We start from the raw sequence: 19,540 nt of genomic DNA on the forward strand, positions 1-19,540 counted from the left end.
TCAAATTTGGAGGAAGCATGTTTAAGAATACCCGTTTGTCCGCTGTACTGGCCGCTGTGCTGTTCTCGGTGACCGCAGCTACCGCCCTGGTAAGCGCCCCAGCCATGGCTGACGCGCCTGCCTCGGCAGCCGCTTCGGCTCCAGCCGCTGACGCACCTGCAGCTCCAGCAGCCGACGCGGCAGCCGCTCCAGCAGCAGAAGCAGCCGCTCCAGCTGCTGCCCCAGCTGCTCCAGCCGCTAAAGAAGAAGTCGAAAACCCATTCGGTATCTCCGCTGTGTGGGAAGCCGGCTTCGTTGCCCGTGCTACCCTGATCATCCTGTCGATCATGTCGATCGGTTCCTGGTACATCATCGTGACCAAGATCATCGACCAACAGAAGATCTTCAAACAGCAGAAAGAAACCGCTGCCAAGTTCTGGAAAGCATCGTCGATCGCTGCTGGTACCGCCACCCTGACCGAAGGTTCCCCATTCCGCTTCATCGCTGAATCCGGCACCAAGGCAACCGCTCACCACGACGGCGCCCTGCTGGAACAAATCGACCTGTCGACCTGGGTGACCATGTCCATCCAGCGCGCTGTTGACAAAGTGCAGTCCCGTCTGTCCGATGGCCTGTCCTTCCTGGCAACCGTTGGTTCGACCGCTCCGTTCATCGGCCTGTTCGGTACCGTCTGGGGTATTTACGGCGCGCTGACCAACATCGGTATGACCGGTAACGCATCGATCGACAAAGTTGCAGGTCCAGTGGGTGAAGCGCTGATCATGACCGCTTTCGGTCTGCTGGTCGCAGTTCCTGCCGTTCTGGGTTACAACTGGCTGCTGCGTCGTAACAAAACCGCAATGGAAGACGTGCGTTCCTTCTCGGCTGACGTGCACTCCGTGCTGATCTCCGGCGCAATGTCCACCTCGAACGCCGCTGCTTCGTCGAAAAAAGTAGGTTAATACCATGTCGATGTCCGTAGGCTCCGATACCGGCGGAGAAGAGCAGCTTAACAGTGAGATCAACACGACTCCGCTCGTGGACATCATGCTGGTTTTGCTGATCATCTTCCTGATCACGAGCCCGGTCGTTCTCAAACTGCAGAAGATCAACCTGCCGGAAGAGATCAACCAGGCAATCCAGACCAAGCCAGAGAACGTCAACATCGTTGTTAACAAAGATGGCGACATCTACTGGAACCAGAAGAAAATGCGCGACGCGAATGAGCTGTTCGATTTTCTGAAAGAGGAAGCTGTGAAGGTGCCTCAGCCTGAAGTTCATGTCCGCGGCGACAAAGACGCGAAATATGAATCGATCGGCCGAGTGATCTACACCACTCAGCGTGCTGGCATCCAGAAGGTCGGTTTCATCACCGAACCACCTGATAAGATGTAAGAACAAGCCGCCCCCGGCTGTTTGGGGGCGGCCTTCTGAAAAGGAACACAATTCATGAGTATGAGCGTAGGCAGTTCCAGCGGCGACGCGGAACCAATGATGGAAATGAACATGACGCCGATGATCGACGTCATGCTGGTTCTGATCATTCTGCTGATCATCACCATTCCAAAAGCGAACCACTCGGTCAACCTGAACATGCCGGTCGGCACCCCGCCACCGCCAACCAAGGAACCTGTGGTCGTGACCATCGACGTTGACTTCGACGGCACCATCCTGTGGGACAACGTGGTGGTTCCTGACCGCCCTGCCCTGGAGAACAAGCTGATCGCCGTAGCGGCACAGGCTGACCAGCCTGAAGTGCACCTGCGTCCGAACAAGCTGGTTAACTACAGTGTGGTTGCAGGCGTCATGGCTTCGGCACAGCGTCTGGGCGTCACCAAGATTGGTCTGGTCGGCAACGAGCAGTTCCAGTAAATAATTGGGCCAAAACACCCTTTATTTTCCCAAATAGGCAGGTTATCCTGCCTATTTCGCATTTTGAAGAAAGAAAATCACCCCATGATTAAGTTTCGTCTCGCACATCTTGGCCTGGTAATGGCCGCAATCGGTTTTACTGCTGCCGTTCCAATGATGGGCGTATCGTCCATTGCTTATGCCGATACCGTGCGCGCTGAAGTGGGCAAGCCACTGCAGGAAGCGCAGAAACTGGCCTCCTCCGGCCGTTACAAGGAAGCCCTGGCGAAACTGAAGGAAGCTGACGCAGTCGGCGGCAAGTCCGACCTGGAAAAATTCCAGATCGAATATACGCGTGGCTCGGCCGCGACCGCTGCTGGCGAGAATGAAACCGCTGCGCGCGCCTTCGAGCAAGTACTGGCTTCCCCTAAGCTGTCTTCCGCCCAAGCACCAAAGATTACCGAAGCACTGGCCAGCATCTACCTGCGCGCCCGCGACTATCCAAAAGCGATCACCTACATCCAGAAGGTCCTGAAGGATAATCCGAACAATTCGCAGATGCGCGAGCAGCTGATCCAGACCTACTACCAGAGCGGCAAGCTGAACGAAGCTGCCAAGGAACTGCAAGGCGCCAAGTCCGAAGGCAGCCTGCAAATGCTGGCCAACATCCAGCTGAAGCAGAACGACAAGGCTGGCTACGTGCAGACCCTGGAAAAGCTGGCTGCTTCCTATCCCAAGGCATCCTACTGGGCTGACCTGCTGAACCGCGTGATTGGCAAGCCAGGCTTCTCCTCGACTCTGAACCTGGACGTGATGCGCCTCAAGCTGGCCCTGAAGCAGATCACCAAGCCATCCGAATTCATGGAAATGGGCCAGCTGGCCCTGCAGGCAGGCAATGCTGCCGAAGCCCTGAAGATTGTTGACGAAGGCTACAAGAAGGGTGCCCTGGGCACCGGCGCCGACGCCGGCCGCCATCAGCGCCTGAAAGACCTGGCCACCAAGACCCTGGCTGACCAGCAGAAGAACGCTGCCACCCAGGAAGCCAACTTCCGCAAGGAAAAAGATGCTGACGGCCTGGCTAACCTGGGCTACGCCCTGGTTTCCGACGGCAAGGCCGATGGCCTGAAGCTGATGGAAGAAGCGATCAAGCTGGGCACCGGCCGCAAGCCTGAAGAAATGAAGCTGCACTACGGCGTGGCTCAGTATGTTGCCGGAAAGAAATCTGCTGCCATCAGCACCCTGAAGTCGGTCAAAGGTACTGCTGGCGAGCCGGAACTGGCCCGCTACTGGACCATGTACATTAACAACCCGGTCTAAACCAAGCCGGGCTGAGCCAAGAAAAGCGCTGCCTGCACCCGCAGGCAGCGCTTTTTTACTTTCAACACGTATAATCAAGCATTTGAGCCTGACAGCAAGATAAATGAAGGTATTTCGCGGACTTCCCAATGCAGCGGCGCGGGCGCCCTGCGCCTTGACGATTGGCAACTTCGACGGTGTCCACCGCGGCCACCAGGCGTTGCTGGCGCGCGTGCGCGCCGCCGCCGATCGCCTCGGGCTGGAATCGGCCGTGATGACCTTCGAGCCGCACCCGCGCGAATTCTTCGCGCACAAAATGGGCGATATGTCGAAAGCCCCGCCCCGCATCGCCAACCTGCGCGACAAGTTGCAGGCGCTGGAAAACAATGGCGTCGACCGCGTGATCGTCGAACACTTCTGCGACGCCTTTGCCGGCCAGTCGCCGCAAAGTTTCGTGGAGAAGGTGCTGGTCGAAGGCTTGCACGTGAAGTGGCTGATGGTGGGCGACGATTTCTGCTACGGCGCCAGGCGTGCCGGTAATGTTGCCATGCTGGCCGAAGCGGGCAGGCGGTACGGCTTTGAAGTCGAAGTGCTGCCGACCGTGCGCAATGGCGAAACCCGCATTTCCTCTTCCGCCGTGCGCAGCGCGCTGGCGGAAGGCAATTTCCCGCATGCGCAAGCGCTGCTGGGACATCCCTATTCGATTTCCGGCCACGTGATCCACGGCGCCAAGCTGGGACGCGATATCGGCTTCCCGACGCTGAACCTGCGCGTGCCGCACCGCCCTGCCCTCGCGGGCATCTTCATCGTGCAGGTGCACGGCCTGGCTCCGCAGCCTTTGCCGGCAGTGGCCAGCCTGGGCGTGCGCCCAACGGTGGAAGACGCCGGCCGCGTGCTGCTGGAAGTACACGTCTTCGATTTCGCCCAGAACTGCTACGGCAAGGTGGTGCGCGTCGAATTCCTGCAGAAGATCCGCGACGAAGAAAAGTTCATTGACCTGCCTACCCTGGTCAAGGCCATCGAGCGCGACGCCGGCCAAGCGCGCGCCTTCTTCGCCGCCAACTCCGTCACCGACCGAATTTAGACGCTGCCCAACTCCGCAAGCGCCTACCGAAATACAAACTTAAAGCATTCATCATGTCTGACAACAAAGCAAACAAGAGCAAGTACCCGGTCAATATGACCGAAACCCCATTCCCGATGCGCGGCGACCTGGCCAAGCGCGAACCGGGCTGGGTCAAGCAGTGGCAGGACAAGAAGATCTACGAACGCGTGCGCAAGGCTGCCGCCGGCCGCCCGAAGTTCGTGCTGCATGACGGTCCTCCATATGCCAATGGCGACATCCACATCGGCCACGCCGTCAACAAGATCCTGAAGGACATCGTCGTCAAGTCGCGCACCCTGTCCGGTTTCGACGCGCCTTATGTACCAGGCTGGGATTGCCACGGCATGCCGATCGAAATCCAGATCGAAAAACTGTTCGGCAAGAACCTGCCGACCGCAGACGTGCTGACCAAGGCGCGCGCCTACGCGCACGAGCAGGTCGAGCGCCAGAAGAAGGACTTCATCCGCCTGGGCGTGCTCGGTGAATGGGACAACCCATACCTGACCATGAACTACGGCAACGAGGCCGACGAGCTGCGCGCCCTGGGCAAGCTGCTGGAAAAAGGTTACGTCTACCGCGGCCTGAAGCCGGTCAACTGGTGCTTCGATTGCGGCTCCGCACTGGCCGAAGCGGAAGTGGAATACCAGAACAAGCGCGACCCGGCGATCGACGTCGGCTTCGCCTTCCATGAACACGACAAGCTGGCAACCGCCTTCGGCCTGCCTGCCCTGCCGGCCGGCGACGGCTTCGTGGTGATCTGGACCACCACGCCTTGGACCATCCCGTCCAACCAGGCCCTGAACATGCACCACGAGGTGACCTACGCGCTGGTGCAGACTGAGCGCGATGGCAAGCCGCTGCTGCTGATCCTGGCGAAAGACCTGGTGGCATCCTGCCTGGAGCGCTACAAGCTGGAAGGCACGGTCATCGCTACCGCCACCGGCGACAAGCTGGCAGGCATCGCCTTCAAGCACCCGCTGCACGCCCGCGACGCTTTCTACGACCGCCTGTCGCCGGTGTACATCGCCGACTACGTGACCACCGAAAGCGGTACCGGCGTGGTGCACTCCGCCCCTGCCTACGGCCAGGACGACTTTATCTCCTGCAAATCGCACGGCATGAAGGATGACGACATCCTCAAGCCGGTGATGGGCGACGGCAAATACATCCCTTCCCTGCCGCTGTTCGGCGGCATGAGCATCTGGGAAGCATCGAAGCCGATCTGCGAAGCGCTGCGCGAAGCGGGCGCCTTGTTCGAACTGAAGATGTTCGACCACAGCTACATGCACTGCTGGCGCCACAAGACCCCGATCGTCTACCGCGCCACCTCGCAGTGGTTCGCCGGCATGGACATCCAGCCGCTGGACGGCGGTTCCACCCTGCGCGAAACCGCGCTGGAAGGCATCGAAGCGACCGAATTCTTCCCTGACTGGGGCAAGGCGCGCCTGCACGGCATGATCGCCAACCGTCCGGACTGGACCCTGTCGCGCCAGCGCCAGTGGGGCGTGCCGATGGCCGTGTTCGTCCACAAGGAAACCGGCGAGCTGCATCCGCGCACCGCGGAACTGCTGGAGCAAGTGGCCAAGCTGATCGAGCAAGGCGGCATCGACGCCTGGCAGGCACTGGAGCCGGCTACCCTGCTGGGCGCGGAAGCCGAGCACTATGTGAAAAACAAGGACACGCTGGACGTGTGGTTCGACTCCGGCTGCACCCACCAGACCGTGCTGCGCGGCTCGCACCCGGAGCAGTCGCACTTCCCGGCCGACCTGTACCTGGAAGGCTCGGACCAGCACCGCGGCTGGTTCCACTCCTCGCTGCTGACCTCTTCGATGCTGAACGGCCGTCCGCCGTACAAGGCGCTGCTGACCCACGGCTTCGTGGTCGACGGCGAAGGCAAGAAGATGTCCAAGTCGATCGGCAACACCGTCGCGCCGCAGAAAGTTTCCGATACCCTGGGTGCCGACATCTTGCGCCTGTGGGTTGCAGCCACCGACTACACCTCCGAGCTGTCGATCTCCGACGAGATCCTGAAGCGCGTGACGGAATCCTACCGCCGCATCCGCAACACCCTGCGCTTCCTGCTGGCCAACACCTCGGACTTCGATCCGAAGGCGAACGCCGTGCCGGTCGCCGAGCTGCTGGAAATCGACCGTTACGCGCTGGCCAATATGGCAGCACTGCAGGCGCAACTGTCCGCTCACTATGACCGTTACGAGTTCCACCCGGTGGTATCGAAGCTGCAGAACTTCTGCTCCGAGGACCTGGGCGGCTTCTACCTGGACATCCTGAAGGACCGCCTGTACACCACTGCGGTCGATTCCAAAGCACGCCGTTCCGCGCAGACCGCGCTGTGGCACATCACCCAGTCGCTGCTGCGCCTGATGGCGCCGATCCTGTGCTTTACCGCCGAAGAGGCGTGGGCATCGTTCGCCGGCGAAGAAAGCTTCAAGGCCAGCGACGAAACCATCTACACCCAGACCTGGTGGCAGTTGCCGGAACTGGCCGATGCGGAATCCCTGATGGCCAAGTACGCGACCATCATCGCCGTGCGTGCCGACGTGACCAAGCAGCTCGAAGAACTGCGCGGCTCCGGCGCAATCGGTTCCTCGCTGCAGGCGGAACTGGAAATCAAGGCTTCCGGCGACAAGTTCAAGGTTCTGTCTTCGCTGGACGACGACCTGAAGTTCATCTTCATCACCTCGCTGGCCAAGGCGGTCGAAGTGGCATCGGAAGCGGATGAGGCGGTGAACGTCGCTGCCTCGAACGCGCAGAAGTGCGAGCGCTGCTGGCACTACCGCGCCGACGTGGGTTCGCACGCCGACCACCCTGGTCTGTGCGGCCGTTGCCACTCCAACCTGTTCGGCGCCGGCGAGTCCCGCAAGTTCGCCTGATATGGCTTTGCCGCCGCGCTGATGCGCGGCGGCCCTTACCTCGAATCTACATGGCCACCAAAAAGACCAACACCTTCAGCAGCAAACCCGCCTCCGGCAGCATGGCACCTTGGCTGGGCATTGCCTTTATCGTCATCCTGCTCGACCAGCTTTCCAAGATCACGATCAGCAAGCTGTTCGTGTACGGCGAAGAAAAGGTCATTACCAGTTTTTTCAACCTGGTCCTGGCCTACAACAAGGGCGCCGCATTCAGTTTCCTGGCCAATGAAGGCGGCTGGCAGCGCCATATGTTCACCGCCATTGGCGTGATCGCTGCTTTGTACATCATCTATCTGCTGAAACGCCACAGCGGCCAGCGCATGTTCTGCTGGGCCCTGGCCCTGATCCTGGGCGGCGCCCTTGGCAACGTGATCGACCGCATCGCCTACGGCCACGTGATCGACTTCCTCGATTTCCACTGGGCCAGCTTCGGCCACTTCCCTGCCTTTAACATCGCCGATTCGGCCATCTGCGTCGGCGCCGCGCTGTTCGTACTCGACGAACTGCGCCGCGTGAACAAGTAGGAGCAGCATCATGGAACTGTCTGGCAAGAAAATCGTCCTCGGCCTGTCCGGCGGCGTCGCCTGCTACAAGGCCGCTGAACTGTGCCGCGCGCTGACCAAGGAAGGCGCCTCGGTGCAGGTGGTGATGACCGATGCCGCTACCCACTTCATCACCCCGGTGACGATGCAGGCGCTGTCCGGCAAGCCGGTCTTCAGCAGCCAGTGGGATCCGCGGGTGAACAATAATATGGCCCACATCGACGTCACCCGCGACGCCGACGCCATCCTGATCGCGCCCTGCTCCGCCGATTTCATTGTCAAGCTGGCGCACGGCGTGTGCGACGACCTGCTGTCGACCATGTGCCTGGCCCGCCCGCGCACCCTGCCGCTGCTGATCGCGCCGGCCATGAATGTCGAGATGTGGTCCAACCCGGCCACCCAGCGCAATGTGGACCAGGTGCGCGCAGACGGCATCACCGTGTTCGGCCCGGCCGCCGGCGACCAGGCTTGCGGCGAAACAGGCCTGGGCCGCATGCTGGAACCGGAACAACTGCTGGCCGAAATGATCGCCGCTTTCCAGCCGAAAGTCCTGGCCGGCAAGCGCATCCTCGTCACCGCCGGCCCGACCTTCGAAGCCATCGACCCGGTGCGCGGCATCACCAATCTTTCCTCCGGCAAGATGGGCTACGCCGTGGCGCGCGCCGCGCGTGAAGCCGGCGCCGAAGTGACCCTGGTGTCCGGCCCGACCGCACTGGCAACGCCGTTCGGCGTCGACCGCCACGACGTCAAGAGCGCGCAGCAGATGTTCGACGCCGTGATGGACCATATCGGCGGCCAGCACGTGTTCATCTCCGTGGCCGCCGTGGCCGACTGGAAGGTGGTGAATCCAAGCGCGCAGAAGGTCAAGAAAACCGGCGACGGCAGCGTGCCGGAACTGAAGTTCGAACAAAACCCGGATATCCTGGCCAGCGTGGCCACCCGCACCAGCCTGGCCGGTTGGCCTTACTGCGTAGGCTTCGCCGCCGAATCGGAAAACCTGATCGAATACGGCGCCAGCAAACGTGAACGCAAAGGCATCCCGCTCCTGGTCGGCAATATCGGCCACAACACCTTCGGCCAGGACGACAACACCATCATCCTGTTTGACGAACACGGGCACACCATCCTGCCGCGCGCCGACAAGCTCACGCTGGCGCGCCAGCTGATTTCCGAAATCGCCAAACGCATCGACAAGAACTCGCTCTTCCAATGAAAACTGTAGACGTCAAAATCCTCGACCCGCGCATGAAAGAACAGATGCCGGCCTATGCAACGCCTGGCAGCGCCGGCCTCGACCTGCGTGCCTGCATCGATGCACCGCTGGTGATCGAGCCTGGCCAGACCGTGCTGGTGCCGACCGGCCTGGCGATCCATATCGCCGACCCGGGCTACGCCGCCATGATCCTGCCGCGCTCCGGCATGGGCCACAAGAACGGCATTGTTTTGGGGAATCTGGTAGGCTTGATTGACTCCGATTACCAGGGACAATTGATGGTGTCTACCTGGAACCGGGGCTTAAACACGTTTACGCTGAACCCAATGGAGCGCCTGGCGCAATTGATCATCGTGCCCGTGCTGCAGGTTGGCTTCAATGTTGTCGAAGACTTCGAGGCCAGCGACCGCGGCGCCGGAGGTTTCGGCAGCACAGGCAAGCACTGAGGAAATATCTATGGCAGTAGAGCAATGCAATCAAACCCTTTCGCCGGCCCGCCGGCTGACCTGGCCCGCGATTGCGGCCTCGCTCCTGCTTTCTGCCTGTTCAACGTTCCAGTCCGGCAGCGAGCCTGCCGCACCAGCACAGCCGATCCCGCCGTCGGCGCCTGCCGCCCCGGTGGTGACGCCGCAAATGCAGGCCGCGCGCGACCACTTGAAAGTGATCGCCGGCCAGCAGGAGCGCCTGTACCGCATCGCCGCCCCGCTGTTGATCAATAACGCCGACCTGTGCAAAGCGCAGGCGCGCAACCTGCTTGGTTTCACCGCCAAGAACAAGTACTCCTATCCGGGCGAATACGCCGACGCCTCGGCCGCGGTGCTGGGTTACGACGACGTGCTGCAAGTGTCGGGCGTGCTGGCCGGCAGCGGCGCCGCCAAGGCCGGCCTGCGCAAGGGCGACGACCTGATTGCCGCCGGTGGCAAGCCACTGCCTAAAGGCCATGATGCCGAAAGCAAGGCTGCTGCCATCTTCGGCCCGCTGACCGCCAACAGCGCCACCCTGAGCATGACCATCGCGCGCAACGGCGCCAACCAGACGCTGAACGTCCCGGTGACCCGCGCCTGCGCCTTCCGTGTCGACCTGGGCAACTCGGACAATGTGAACGCGTACAACGACGGCAGCCGCGTGCTGCTGACGCGCGGCATGATCAACTTCGCGCAGAACGATGAAGCAGTGGCCTATGTGATGGCAAAAGAGCTGGCGCATAACATCCTCGGCCACGCCGGCACCATGCGCAGTACCGCCACCATGGCCAGCATTATCGACAACCTGGCTTCGGTGCGGCCCGACCTGACCATGCTGGTCGGCACTGCAGGCGTGCGCCCGATGCCGGCCGACTACGACGTGGCGGCCGACAACCTGGCGCTGTATATGCTGGCCCGTGCCAACTACAACATCAGCAATGCGCATAGCTTCTGGCAACGCCTGTCCGGCCAGTACCCCGCGACGGCGCTGAACGGCTACACCGCGATCCACCCGAACGTCACCGCGCGCCTGGCCGCGATGGACCGCAGCGTTTCCGAAATCAAGGCCAAGCAGGCCGCCAAGCGCCCGCTGCTGCCATGAAAACGGCGGTCCTGATGCTCGCTCTGGCGCCCTGCGTGGCGCTGGCGGGCCCCTGGACCACCGTTGCCAAGGACAAGGACAGCACCCTCCTGCTGGACAATAAGTCCGTGCGCAAAGGTGACGAAGGCCGCAAGGCCTGGACCATGGAAACCTTCCGCAAGCCGCAGACCGCGCCTGACGGCAAGATGTACCTCTCGGTGCGCTCGCTGCACCTGTACGCCTGCGATGCCGGCACCCGCACCCTGCTCAGCCAGACCTTCCACGCCGATGTCCTGGGCAAAGGGGAGCCGGTCGGCACCTTCAAGTACGAAGCCTACGACCCGGAAACGATCGCGCCCGATAGCCTGCAGGAAAAGGCCTGGCAGGCCGTCTGCAAAAAGCGCTGACCCTTGCTATAGTTCGGTGCATGGACAGCATCGACCTCGAAGTACTCAAGACTTGCTCCGCCTGGCTGGCAGCGGGACATCGCTGCCAGTTGGTCACGGTGATCCGCACCTGGGGCTCCAGCCCACGGCCGATCGGTGCCACCCTGGCCATTTGCAACGACGGCCGCGTGGTCGGTTCGGTCTCCGGCGGCTGTATTGAAGATGACCTGATCGACCGCGTGCGCAGGGAAGGCATCGTGCGCGAGCTGCCCGAAGTGGTCAGCTACGGCATCACCGCCGACGAAGCGCACCGCTTCGGCCTACCCTGCGGCGGCACCATCGAACTGGCGCTCGAACCGCTGGGCCCGCACAGCCGTATCGACGAATTGCTGGAGCGATTGGCGGCGCACGAACTGGTGGCGCGCACGCTCGACTTGCGCCATGGCGCGGTCACGCTGGAGCGCGCCCGTCCCGGTACGGTGCTCGAGCGCAGTGGCGACCTGCTGGTCACCCAGCACGGCCCGCGCTGGCGTCTGCTGATCATTGGCGCCGGCCAGTTGTCGCGCATGCTGGCGCAGATTGCCAGCGCCATGGACTACCACGTCACCGTATGCGATCCGCGCGAAGAATACCGCGCTGGCTGGGCCCTGCCCGAAGTACCGCTGGTGCACGCCATGCCGGACGACCTGGTACTGGAAATGCAGCTCGACTCGCGCAGTGCGGTGGTGGCATTGACGCACGATCCCAAGCTCGACGACATGGCCCTGATGGAAGCGCTTAAATCCGAGGCCTTCTACATTGGCGCCATCGGCTCGCGCGCCAACAACAACAAGCGGCGCGAACGCCTGTTGCAATTCGACCTGACGGAACAACAGATCGCGCGCCTGCACGGCCCGATCGGCCTGTACATCGGCAGCAAGACACCGCCGGAGATCGCCATTTCGATCCTGGCCGAAATGACAGCGGTGAAGAACGGCGTGCCCGAAGTCCTGCAGATCAACCACGCCGCAGCACTGGCAACGGCACCCGGCCCGGCCTGCCCGACATGAATTCAATAGCAAGAACCAGCTTGCCACAGCCCAGCCCGTGTCACACCATGGGGTCACACCCCAAGTGTGACACGAGCTCAACTGCACGACAGAAAAGCACGTGTCACACCTAGGGACTGGGCGTCCCCGTGATGACCCCATGGTGTGACACGAACTGAACAATATGAATACTTCGAACCTTCTCAAACTGATTTTGCTGGCTGCCATCTGGGGCGGCTCTTTCCTGTTCATGCGGATTGCGGCGCCGGTGCTGGGGCCGGGCGTGCTGATCGAGTACCGCGTGACGTTTGCGGCCATCTTCCTGGCCGTGGTGGCACTGGTGCTGCGCAAGCGGCTGGACCTGGGCCAGCATTGGAAGCATTACCTGGTGCTGGGATTCTTTAACTCTGCCCTGCCCTTCCTGCTATTTGCATTTGCGGCCAAGACGCTGACGGCTTCCGTACTGTCGGTGCTGAATGCGACGGCGCCGATCTGGGGCGCCATTGTCGGCGCCGTATGGCACCGCCATATGGTTTCAGGCCGCGTAATGCTTGGCCTGGCCTTGGGCACGATTGGCGTCGCAATGCTGGTCGGTTTCGACCATGTCAGCAGCAAGGAAGGCGCAGGACTGGCCATCGCCGCCGCCACCCTGGCCGCCTTCAGCTATAGCATCGCCACAACCTATACCAAGGTAGCCAGGTCGGCACAGGGCGTGGAACCTTTCGCCAATGCCCACGGCAGCATGTGGGCGGCTGCCTTGCTGACCATCCCCTCGCTGGCGATCTTCCCGCAGCCGGGCGAGCCGACCATCGGCATCATGGGTGCGGCCCTGGCGCTGGGCGTGCTGTGCAGCGGCATCGCTTACCTGCTTTACTTTGGCCTGGTGCGCGACGTGGGGCCAACTTCCGCACTGACCGTCACCTTCCTGAATCCCTTGTTCGGCATCTTGTGGGGCACCCTCTTCCTGCATGAAGTGGTCGGTTGGTACACGATCGCCGGCGCGGCCATTGTCATCACCGGCACCATGCTTGTCACGGGCTACAAGGTGAAGCTGCCCTGGGGGCAAAAGACCGAGGCCGCATGAAGCATACGTTTTCGCTGCCCCTGCCTGCCGCATATCGCGTGCAGGATGTACTGGCCTTCCATAGCCGCGATGCCGAAAGTGTCGCCGAACTGGTAAGCCCCGAGGCGATCCGCAAGGGCATGCTGCTGGACGGCGTGCCAGTGGTGCTGACCGTCACCTTACCCAAGGGGCGCGCAAGCTCCATCGCCTGCGAGGCCGACATCGACCTGCCTCGCGCCCGCAAGGTTCCACTTGCGCTGGCGGCGCAAATCGAAGGCGCTGCCCGCAACATCCTCGGCCTGCACATCGATCCAGCGCCTTTCGTCGCATTCGCGCGCGAGGACGACTTGCTCGGCCCCCTCGTCGCGCGACAGCCGGGGCTGCGCATCGTGCAGTCGGCTACGGTATTCGAAGCCCTGACCTGGGCCATCATCGGCCAGCAAATCAACCTGTCCTTCGCGATTGCCCTGCGCCGCACCTTTATCCTGCAGGCAGGACGCCAGCACAAGGACGGCCTGTGGTGTTACCCCGAAGCGGCTGACGTGGCGCAGCTCACGGTCGAAGACCTGACCACCCGCAAGTTCTCGCGCGCCAAAGCGGAAACCCTGATCCGCTTCGCACAGCTTGTCGCTGCCGGCGAACTTGATATCGAAGAGCGCGAAGACAATCCGATCCCCGCGATCTGCCAGAAACTGCTGGCAGTCAAAGGCATCGGTCCCTGGACGGTCAATTACGCCCTGTTGCGCGGCTACGGCTACGCCGACTGCTCGTTGCACGGCGACGTCGCCATCCGCGCGGCGCTGCAACGCTTGCTGGGCGAAGACAGCAAGCCGGATATGGCGCGCACCGAAGCCCTGTTGCAGCGCTATTCCCCACACCGCACGATGGCGGCAGCCCACTTGTGGGCCAGCCTGGCCTTCGAGGCCTGAACTCAATAGTAGTATCTGGTTTTTTTGGCCCAGTCGCTGTTCGGGTAAAGCTTATGCAGCATGGTGAAGGCTTGCTTCGAATACTTGTTGCGCAACTCCGATTGCGCTGGAGAAGGTCCCTCCGCAGTGGGTGCCCACGGGCATTCGTTGCGCATCGATGCAACCAGCAGATGCAAGGCTTTCGGTGCTTCCACGTCATTTGGCTTGGCCGAAGCCCATGCCATCAGCGTCGGGGCCACGAACATCGAACGCAATGACAGCTGGCGCAAGGCTTGCTGCTCCCGCGCCCCTTCCGCGCGCTGCCCCTTGCCCAGGAAGCGCGGCGCCGGTGCCGGCCGGTCGCCGGCGCTGACAGGCCTGCAGTATCCATCGTTGCCAAGACCCGCTTGAGTGAATACATGCGGCCTCAACTCCGGAGTATTCACCAGTATCAGTGCCGCAGCCAGCTTGCGTTCCTCCCCGCTGGCAGCCCCGCGATAGCGCGCGTACAAATGGGCGGTAGTGCTACGCCCTTTGGCGACGCCATCCAGCAGGGAGAGCGCGCTCGCCTCGTCATTCGCAATCAGCGCGCGCGTGAAGATGGCGTCCCGCAGCTCCACTTTCCAGGACGACAGCAAGTCGGGGCTCGCGTACAGCGCTTTCAAGCTGGCCATTGGCAGGTAGCGGTACACTGCCAGGCGGAAATCGTCGTCGCTTCCTTCCGCGTCCTTTGCCGCATCGTCGATCGGCGCACCACGCTCCACAGGGTCCTGTACTCGCCGTCCAGCCTTGGCAAAGCCTTCCATCGAATCTGCCGTCAGCATCTTCAGGGCCAGGAAGCGGTTGGTGGTGGCCACCGACATGGCTTTGCCCTGGCTTGCCAGCAAGCGGTCGATATCCTTGTCGGCCTGCGCCAGCAGGTTTTCCGAAACAGCCAGCCGTATCAGGTTGTATTGCATGGTCTGGTAGAGCGGATGGCTGGCCGGCACCGAGGCAGCTGCCTTCTTCTCAGCCTCACCAAGTTCTCCGGGTTTGGCGAATGTAAGCAGGGGCGCCAGCCATAGGGCGTCGCCATGCTTCTGCCAATGCTGGCGCGCCGCGTCCAGCGCCAGCTTGCGGCGCTCTATCACTTCCGGATTGTCGCCGCTGTCATACCAATCGAACGAATTGCCCTGCATGGTGCCGATCCACGCAGTCAGCGGCTCGCTGGCCGCGATCATTTCATTGCGCGGCAGCTTATCAAGCAGCAGGAGGTAATCGCTCAACATGCCTGGCGTATCGGCACTGAAGGGTTCCTGCTCCAGGCGGCGCGCCAGGGCCTTTACTTGCGCGGCGGGGTCGAGGCGCGCGTCGACCAGCAACATCATTTGCCTCGCCGGGGCGTAGGATGGCGCCAGCGTTGCAAGTTCTTCGCGCGCCTGCCTGAATCTGGCGACGCGAATGTCGTTCGCGCCTTCTCCTTGCAGCGTAGCGCTGCGGATCAGGCATCGCGCCGCCAGGTAGGAGCCCAACGGCTGCCAGGGCGAATTCGCATCCTGCGCCACGGCCAGGAACTGGCGGCGTGCGGTTTCGAGATTCCCCGAATAGAAATTGGCTGCCGCTTCCTGATAGGCGCGGTCTGCCTTCAGCCAACCGGGGGCATCGCCGGGTAGTGCTGGCGGCAGCACCGCTTGCGACGGCGCCGATTGTACGCCGCAATTGGCGAACACCGCGTCCTGCCCTTCCAGCCAGGCCTTGAACCACTGGTCTGGCTTGCCGCCTGACCCGAGTTGCGCGCGCGCCTTGGCCGTTGCGGCGGCACGCCGGAAAGCATCGGCGTGGCAATTCACGTAATTGCTCCAATCCTCACTGCCCGTGATCACGACCCTGGCCTCCGCCGGCAATCCTGCTTGCAGCGCGAGCGGCGCGCGCGCCTTGAACCAATCGGCGCTGCCATTTCTTTCGGCATTGCCCACATAGTCCCAGGCCCTGTAGTGATCCCCCAAGTGCCATCCCGACACTTTGAGCGAGGCCGCTTGCGCCGGTGTGATGGCGCGCCCTTTGGCAGCCTGGTAAGCCAGGTAAAGGTACACCCGCCAATAGCTGCTGGAGAGCACGCCGAGGTTGCCCGCAGCGTATTTCGGCAATGCACCTGGGGCGACCATGAATTCATTGGCATAGAGGTTGTAATTGAAGCCGTCGCCGCCGCTTGAGAGCACATATTGCGGCAGGACGGCCAGGGCAGCAACGGCTGCCAGCTTGCGCAGCCTGGGGAAGGATTTCATGGAGCGTGTACCTTGCTAGGGGAATGGAGGGCCTGCCATTGGTCAGCCGTCCAGGATCGGGGAGAAAAGTAATAGCTGCGCGGAGCCAGGCGGCGCAGGCGCGGTTCGTCGGTCGCGTAGCCAACCGCCTGGCGGCAATAGGGCTGGGCAAATCCCTGCCAGCGCAGGCGCTGGCGCAGCTCATGCTGTTGCTGGCCCATGCGAAAAGCCATTGGCACCACTTCGTCGGCCATGCCTTCGGCCAGCCAGGCGTCGTCGAGGCACCAGGACGCCAGCGCCGTTACCGACAGCGCCACGTCGGGCGGCAAGGCGCGGCGGATGGCTGCGACGGTACGCGCCAGGAAGGGGCGCTGCGAGCGCCGCACTTCGAAATCGAGCTGCACCACCTGGCGGTTGCCGCCCGCAGCAATGCGCAGCAGTTCTGTCACGATGGCCTGCATCTGACCATCGTTCAATGCCGGCGGTTCGCGCCCGGACATGTCGACATGCAGCACCGGCACGCGTGCGGTGGCCGGCGCCACCAGCAGCCGGGCGCTGCGCGGGCGCACCAGGGCCTCGTCACCTTGAAGCATGATGCTGGAGGCGACAAACGCCACCCCGGCATCGCCTGGCAGCCAGCGCAAGTCTTCCGCACGCTCCCAGGCCCAGGCCATCTTCAGGGGCAGCAAGGCCAACGCCGGATGGGCATTCGGCAAGCGGCTGCTGTCGGCGCGGGCCAGCAGCAAGATGACGATCAACAGGAGCAAACGTTGCATGACCAACATCATAAGGGATGGATCGCTTACCATCACGTTTTTGCACGCAACGCTTGACCCTCACCTTACGTCAGGCGCCAGCATGTGGTTAACGTTACGAAGAAAAGGAGTCCGGCATGATGTTGAAAGTTGGTGAACTGGCGCGCCGTTCAGGCCTGACCGTGCGCACCCTGCACCATTACGACAGCATCGGCTTGCTCAAGCCTTCGGGACGTTCCGATGCCGGCTACCGCCTCTACAACCGCGACGATGTGGCCCGCCTGCACCAGGTGCAGGCGCTGCGCCGTTTCGGCATGGCGCTGGCCGATATCGGTCAATTCCTGGCCAAGCCCGGCACTTCCCTGCCCGACCTGATTGCCCGCCAGATCGACTCGCTCGACCGGCAAATCGCCGAAGCCGCCAAGCTGCGCGAGCAGCTTGCGGTCTTGCGCGGGCAATTGCTGGCAGGAGAGGAGCCGGAATTGGCTACCTGGCTAACCACACTGGAGCAAATGACCGTGTACGACAAATACTTTACCAAGGAAGAACTGGCACAACTGCCGATTTACAGCGATCCCGCTGCCTCGGAAGAATGGGCCAAGCTGATCGAAGCCGTGGGGCAGAAAATGTCCGCCGGCGTGCCGCCGTCCGATCCAGCGGTGCAAGAGCTGGCCCAGAAATGGATGGCGACCTTCAGCCGCCAGGCCGGCCATAGCGTCGACATGATGCGGCGACTCGACCATATGTGGTCGAGTGAAGAGGAATACCGCAAGATGAGCGGCATCTCGCTCGCGATGCGCGACTACGTGGCAGCGGCCGGCGGGCTGAGCAAACTGGCAATCTATGCCAAATACATGCTGCCCGAAGAAATCGAGACCATGCATAAGCATTTCAGCACCCGCGCGCAGGAATGGCCGGGGCTGATCACCGAAATCCGTGACCAGATGGCAGCCAATCCCTCGCCCCTGGCGCCGCAAGCACGTGCTTTGGCGCAACGCTGGTACGAATTGTTCACCGATATGGTCGGCAGTGCGCCGGGCGTGCGCGAGCGTTTCCGTAAAGCACTTGAAAACGAGCCGGCACTCAGGGCCGGCCGCATGATGAGCGACGATTTGCTGGATTTCCTGCGCCAGGCCCACGGCGCGGCGTAAACGGCGAAAAAAAAACCGTCATCGCTGGTTTCCGATGACGGTTTTCTTTGGAATTCTGGTTGCGGGGACAGGATTTGAACCTGTGACCTTCGGGTTATGAGCCCGACGAGCTGCCAGACTGCTCCACCCCGCGTCTGATGCGAGTATTATAGGGCGTCTCGCCGATTTAGGCAATATTTATCCCACTCCTTCTGACGATAGCTCGAATATATTTCGCTGAGTCCCGGCAATGGGCCGTTCGGTGTAAAGTAAACCTTATGAAATTTTGCTCAGAATGCGCCCACCCTGTTGAGTTGATGGTACCGGCCGGCGACAACCGGCCGCGTTATGTTTGCGTCAACTGTTCCGCAATCCATTATCAAAATCCCAAGATGGTGATCGGCACGGTCCCGGTCTGGGAGCGCGACGGTCAATTGCAGGTCTTGCTTTGCAAACGCGCGATTGAACCGCGCCGCGGCTTCTGGACCCTGCCGGCCGGATTCATGGAAAACAATGAAACCACGGCCGAAGCAGCCCAGCGCGAAACCGAAGAGGAAGCCGGCGCCAATATCGACCTCGGCAAACTGTACACCCTGCTCAACGTGCCGCGCGTACACCAGGTCCATATGTTCTACCTGGCGACGCTGCGCGACCTCGACTTTGCACCGGGCGAAGAAAGCCTGGACGTCAAAATGTTCACGGAAGCGGAGATCCCATGGGATGACCTGGCCTTCCCGACCATCCGCACCACGCTGGAGTTCTTCTTTGCCGACCGCAGCAACATGCGCGAAGGCGGCAGCTACGGCTTCCACACCCAGGACATCACCCAGCCAATGCGCCAGCCGTCCGACACATGATTCCCTGGCTCGACGTCAACACGCCCTTTCCCGACGTCTCCGAAGCCCTGACCACGGACGCGCCGGGCCTGCTGGCTGCCGGCGCAGACTTATCGCCCAATCGGCTGCTGGCCGCTTACCAGCGCGGCATCTTCCCCTGGTTTTCGGAGGGCCAGCCCATCCTGTGGTGGAGCACCGATCCGCGCATGGTGCTGCGCACGGCCGACTTCAAGATTTCCGACAGCCTGCGCAAGATGCTGAAGAAGATTGCGCGCGACAGCCAGCGCTGGGAAGTGCGTTTCGACAGCGCCTTCGAGCAAGTCATGCGCGCGTGCGCGGCACCACGGCGCGACGGCCCCGGCACCTGGATTTCGGAAGACATCATCGCCGGCTACACCGGACTGCACCGCCAGGGTTTCGCCCACTCCTCCGAGTTGTGGCTGGACGGAGAACTGGTAGGCGGTGCTTATGGTGTTTCCATCGGCACCATGTTCTACGGCGAATCGATGTTTGCACGCGTCACCGACGGTTCCAAGGTAGCGCTGGCTTACCTCGTGCATTTTTTGCGACAGCACGGCGTGGAACTGATCGATTGCCAGCAGGAGACCGGCCACCTGGCTTCGCTCGGCGCACGCCCTATACCGCGCAAGGACTTCATCGCGCATTTGCAGCAAAATATTGTGATGCCACAGATACGCGATTGGTGCCCTATCGCACCGTTTTAAGCCGC

Annotated in this window: 19 protein-coding genes and 1 tRNA gene; 17 read left to right on the forward strand and 3 right to left on the reverse strand. The window is 62.0% G+C overall.

Annotation, left to right across the window (positions count from 1 at the left end; genetic code table 11):
- Window positions 1-17: 17 nt before the first annotated feature.
- The 14 genes from ASD58_RS07430 to ASD58_RS07495 all read left to right on the forward strand — a co-directional run bounded on the left by ASD58_RS07430 (window position 18) and on the right by ASD58_RS07495 (window position 13,867).
- Window positions 18-941, forward strand: a complete 924-nt coding sequence (locus tag ASD58_RS07430; protein WP_200951582.1) for a MotA/TolQ/ExbB proton channel family protein — start codon at window positions 18-20, stop codon at window positions 939-941.
- A gap of 4 nt (window positions 942-945) precedes the next feature.
- The gene (locus ASD58_RS07435; protein WP_028101866.1) at window positions 946-1,374 is read left to right on the forward strand and encodes a biopolymer transporter ExbD; all 429 of its coding nucleotides are present in this window, start codon (window positions 946-948) and stop codon (window positions 1,372-1,374) included.
- A 54-nt stretch (window positions 1,375-1,428) separates the two neighbouring features.
- Complete coding sequence (locus tag ASD58_RS07440; RefSeq protein WP_057260460.1) at window positions 1,429-1,851, forward strand: biopolymer transporter ExbD; 423 nt, start codon at window positions 1,429-1,431, stop codon at window positions 1,849-1,851.
- Between the two features lie 84 nt (window positions 1,852-1,935).
- The gene (locus ASD58_RS07445) at window positions 1,936-3,147 is read left to right on the forward strand and encodes a lipopolysaccharide assembly protein LapB (RefSeq protein ID WP_057260461.1); all 1,212 of its coding nucleotides are present in this window, start codon (window positions 1,936-1,938) and stop codon (window positions 3,145-3,147) included.
- 103 nt (window positions 3,148-3,250) lie between these two features.
- Window positions 3,251-4,210 carry a bifunctional riboflavin kinase/FAD synthetase gene (locus ASD58_RS07450; RefSeq protein WP_057260462.1) on the forward strand — a complete coding sequence of 320 codons (960 nt, stop codon included), beginning with the start codon at window positions 3,251-3,253 and terminating at the stop codon, window positions 4,208-4,210.
- 53 nt (window positions 4,211-4,263) lie between these two features.
- Window positions 4,264-7,122, forward strand: coding sequence for an isoleucine--tRNA ligase (gene ileS, locus ASD58_RS07455; protein WP_057260463.1), 2,859 nt, complete (start codon window positions 4,264-4,266; stop codon window positions 7,120-7,122).
- Between the two features lie 50 nt (window positions 7,123-7,172).
- Entirely contained in the window at window positions 7,173-7,685 is a 513-nt protein-coding gene (gene lspA, locus ASD58_RS07460; RefSeq protein WP_057260464.1) for a signal peptidase II, read from the forward strand.
- Window positions 7,686-7,695: 10 nt separating this feature from the next.
- Window positions 7,696-8,916, forward strand: a complete 1,221-nt coding sequence (gene coaBC, locus ASD58_RS07465) for a bifunctional phosphopantothenoylcysteine decarboxylase/phosphopantothenate--cysteine ligase CoaBC (RefSeq protein ID WP_200951583.1) — start codon at window positions 7,696-7,698, stop codon at window positions 8,914-8,916.
- The gene (gene dut, locus ASD58_RS07470) at window positions 8,913-9,362 is read left to right on the forward strand and encodes a dUTP diphosphatase (RefSeq protein WP_055930551.1); all 450 of its coding nucleotides are present in this window, start codon (window positions 8,913-8,915) and stop codon (window positions 9,360-9,362) included. The genes coaBC and dut overlap by 4 nt, the downstream gene beginning before the upstream one ends.
- Window positions 9,363-9,372: 10 nt before the next feature.
- Window positions 9,373-10,482, forward strand: coding sequence for a M48 family metallopeptidase (locus ASD58_RS07475; protein WP_057260466.1), 1,110 nt, complete (start codon window positions 9,373-9,375; stop codon window positions 10,480-10,482).
- Window positions 10,479-10,868, forward strand: coding sequence for a surface-adhesin E family protein (locus ASD58_RS07480; RefSeq protein ID WP_057260467.1), 390 nt, complete (start codon window positions 10,479-10,481; stop codon window positions 10,866-10,868). Before ASD58_RS07475 ends, ASD58_RS07480 begins: the two co-directional genes overlap by 4 nt.
- Window positions 10,869-10,888: 20 nt before the next feature.
- Window positions 10,889-11,896, forward strand: coding sequence for an XdhC family protein (locus ASD58_RS07485; RefSeq protein ID WP_057260468.1), 1,008 nt, complete (start codon window positions 10,889-10,891; stop codon window positions 11,894-11,896).
- 163 nt (window positions 11,897-12,059) lie between these two features.
- Window positions 12,060-12,959 carry a DMT family transporter gene (locus ASD58_RS07490; RefSeq protein ID WP_057260469.1) on the forward strand — a complete coding sequence of 300 codons (900 nt, stop codon included), beginning with the start codon at window positions 12,060-12,062 and terminating at the stop codon, window positions 12,957-12,959.
- The gene (locus tag ASD58_RS07495) at window positions 12,956-13,867 is read left to right on the forward strand and encodes a DNA-3-methyladenine glycosylase 2 (RefSeq protein WP_057260470.1); all 912 of its coding nucleotides are present in this window, start codon (window positions 12,956-12,958) and stop codon (window positions 13,865-13,867) included. The genes ASD58_RS07490 and ASD58_RS07495 overlap by 4 nt, the downstream gene beginning before the upstream one ends.
- Before the next feature lie 2 nt (window positions 13,868-13,869).
- Here the strand turns inward: ASD58_RS07495 and ASD58_RS07500 are convergent, their stop codons facing one another.
- Together ASD58_RS07500 and ASD58_RS07505 are read right to left on the reverse strand one after the other, a co-directional pair.
- A complete protein-coding gene (locus tag ASD58_RS07500; RefSeq protein WP_057260471.1) occupies window positions 13,870-16,110 on the reverse strand; it encodes a hypothetical protein in 2,241 nt (746 codons plus the stop codon).
- The gene (locus ASD58_RS07505) at window positions 16,107-16,865 is read right to left on the reverse strand and encodes a hypothetical protein (RefSeq protein WP_156401190.1); all 759 of its coding nucleotides are present in this window, start codon (window positions 16,863-16,865) and stop codon (window positions 16,107-16,109) included. The genes ASD58_RS07500 and ASD58_RS07505 overlap by 4 nt, the downstream gene beginning before the upstream one ends.
- A gap of 116 nt (window positions 16,866-16,981) precedes the next feature.
- Between ASD58_RS07505 and ASD58_RS07510 the strand changes: the two genes are divergently transcribed.
- Window positions 16,982-17,995 carry a MerR family transcriptional regulator gene (locus ASD58_RS07510; protein WP_057260473.1) on the forward strand — a complete coding sequence of 338 codons (1,014 nt, stop codon included), beginning with the start codon at window positions 16,982-16,984 and terminating at the stop codon, window positions 17,993-17,995.
- Between the two features lie 56 nt (window positions 17,996-18,051).
- On the opposite strand, the gene ASD58_RS07515 is transcribed toward ASD58_RS07510, so the two are convergent.
- Window positions 18,052-18,128: transfer RNA gene (locus tag ASD58_RS07515), tRNA-Met, on the reverse strand.
- Window positions 18,129-18,252: 124 nt separating this feature from the next.
- Here ASD58_RS07515 and ASD58_RS07520 point away from each other — a divergent pair.
- Together ASD58_RS07520 and aat are read left to right on the forward strand one after the other, a co-directional pair.
- Window positions 18,253-18,831, forward strand: coding sequence for an NUDIX hydrolase (locus ASD58_RS07520; protein WP_057260474.1), 579 nt, complete (start codon window positions 18,253-18,255; stop codon window positions 18,829-18,831).
- Window positions 18,828-19,535: a leucyl/phenylalanyl-tRNA--protein transferase gene (gene aat, locus ASD58_RS07525; protein WP_057260475.1), complete on the forward strand. Its 708-nt coding sequence runs from the start codon at window positions 18,828-18,830 to the stop codon at window positions 19,533-19,535. The genes ASD58_RS07520 and aat overlap by 4 nt, the downstream gene beginning before the upstream one ends.
- The last annotated feature ends 5 nt before the right edge of the window (window positions 19,536-19,540 follow it).

This window comes from Duganella sp. Root1480D1, from assembly GCF_001427305.1.
Lineage (GTDB): Bacteria > Pseudomonadota > Gammaproteobacteria > Burkholderiales > Burkholderiaceae_D > Rugamonas.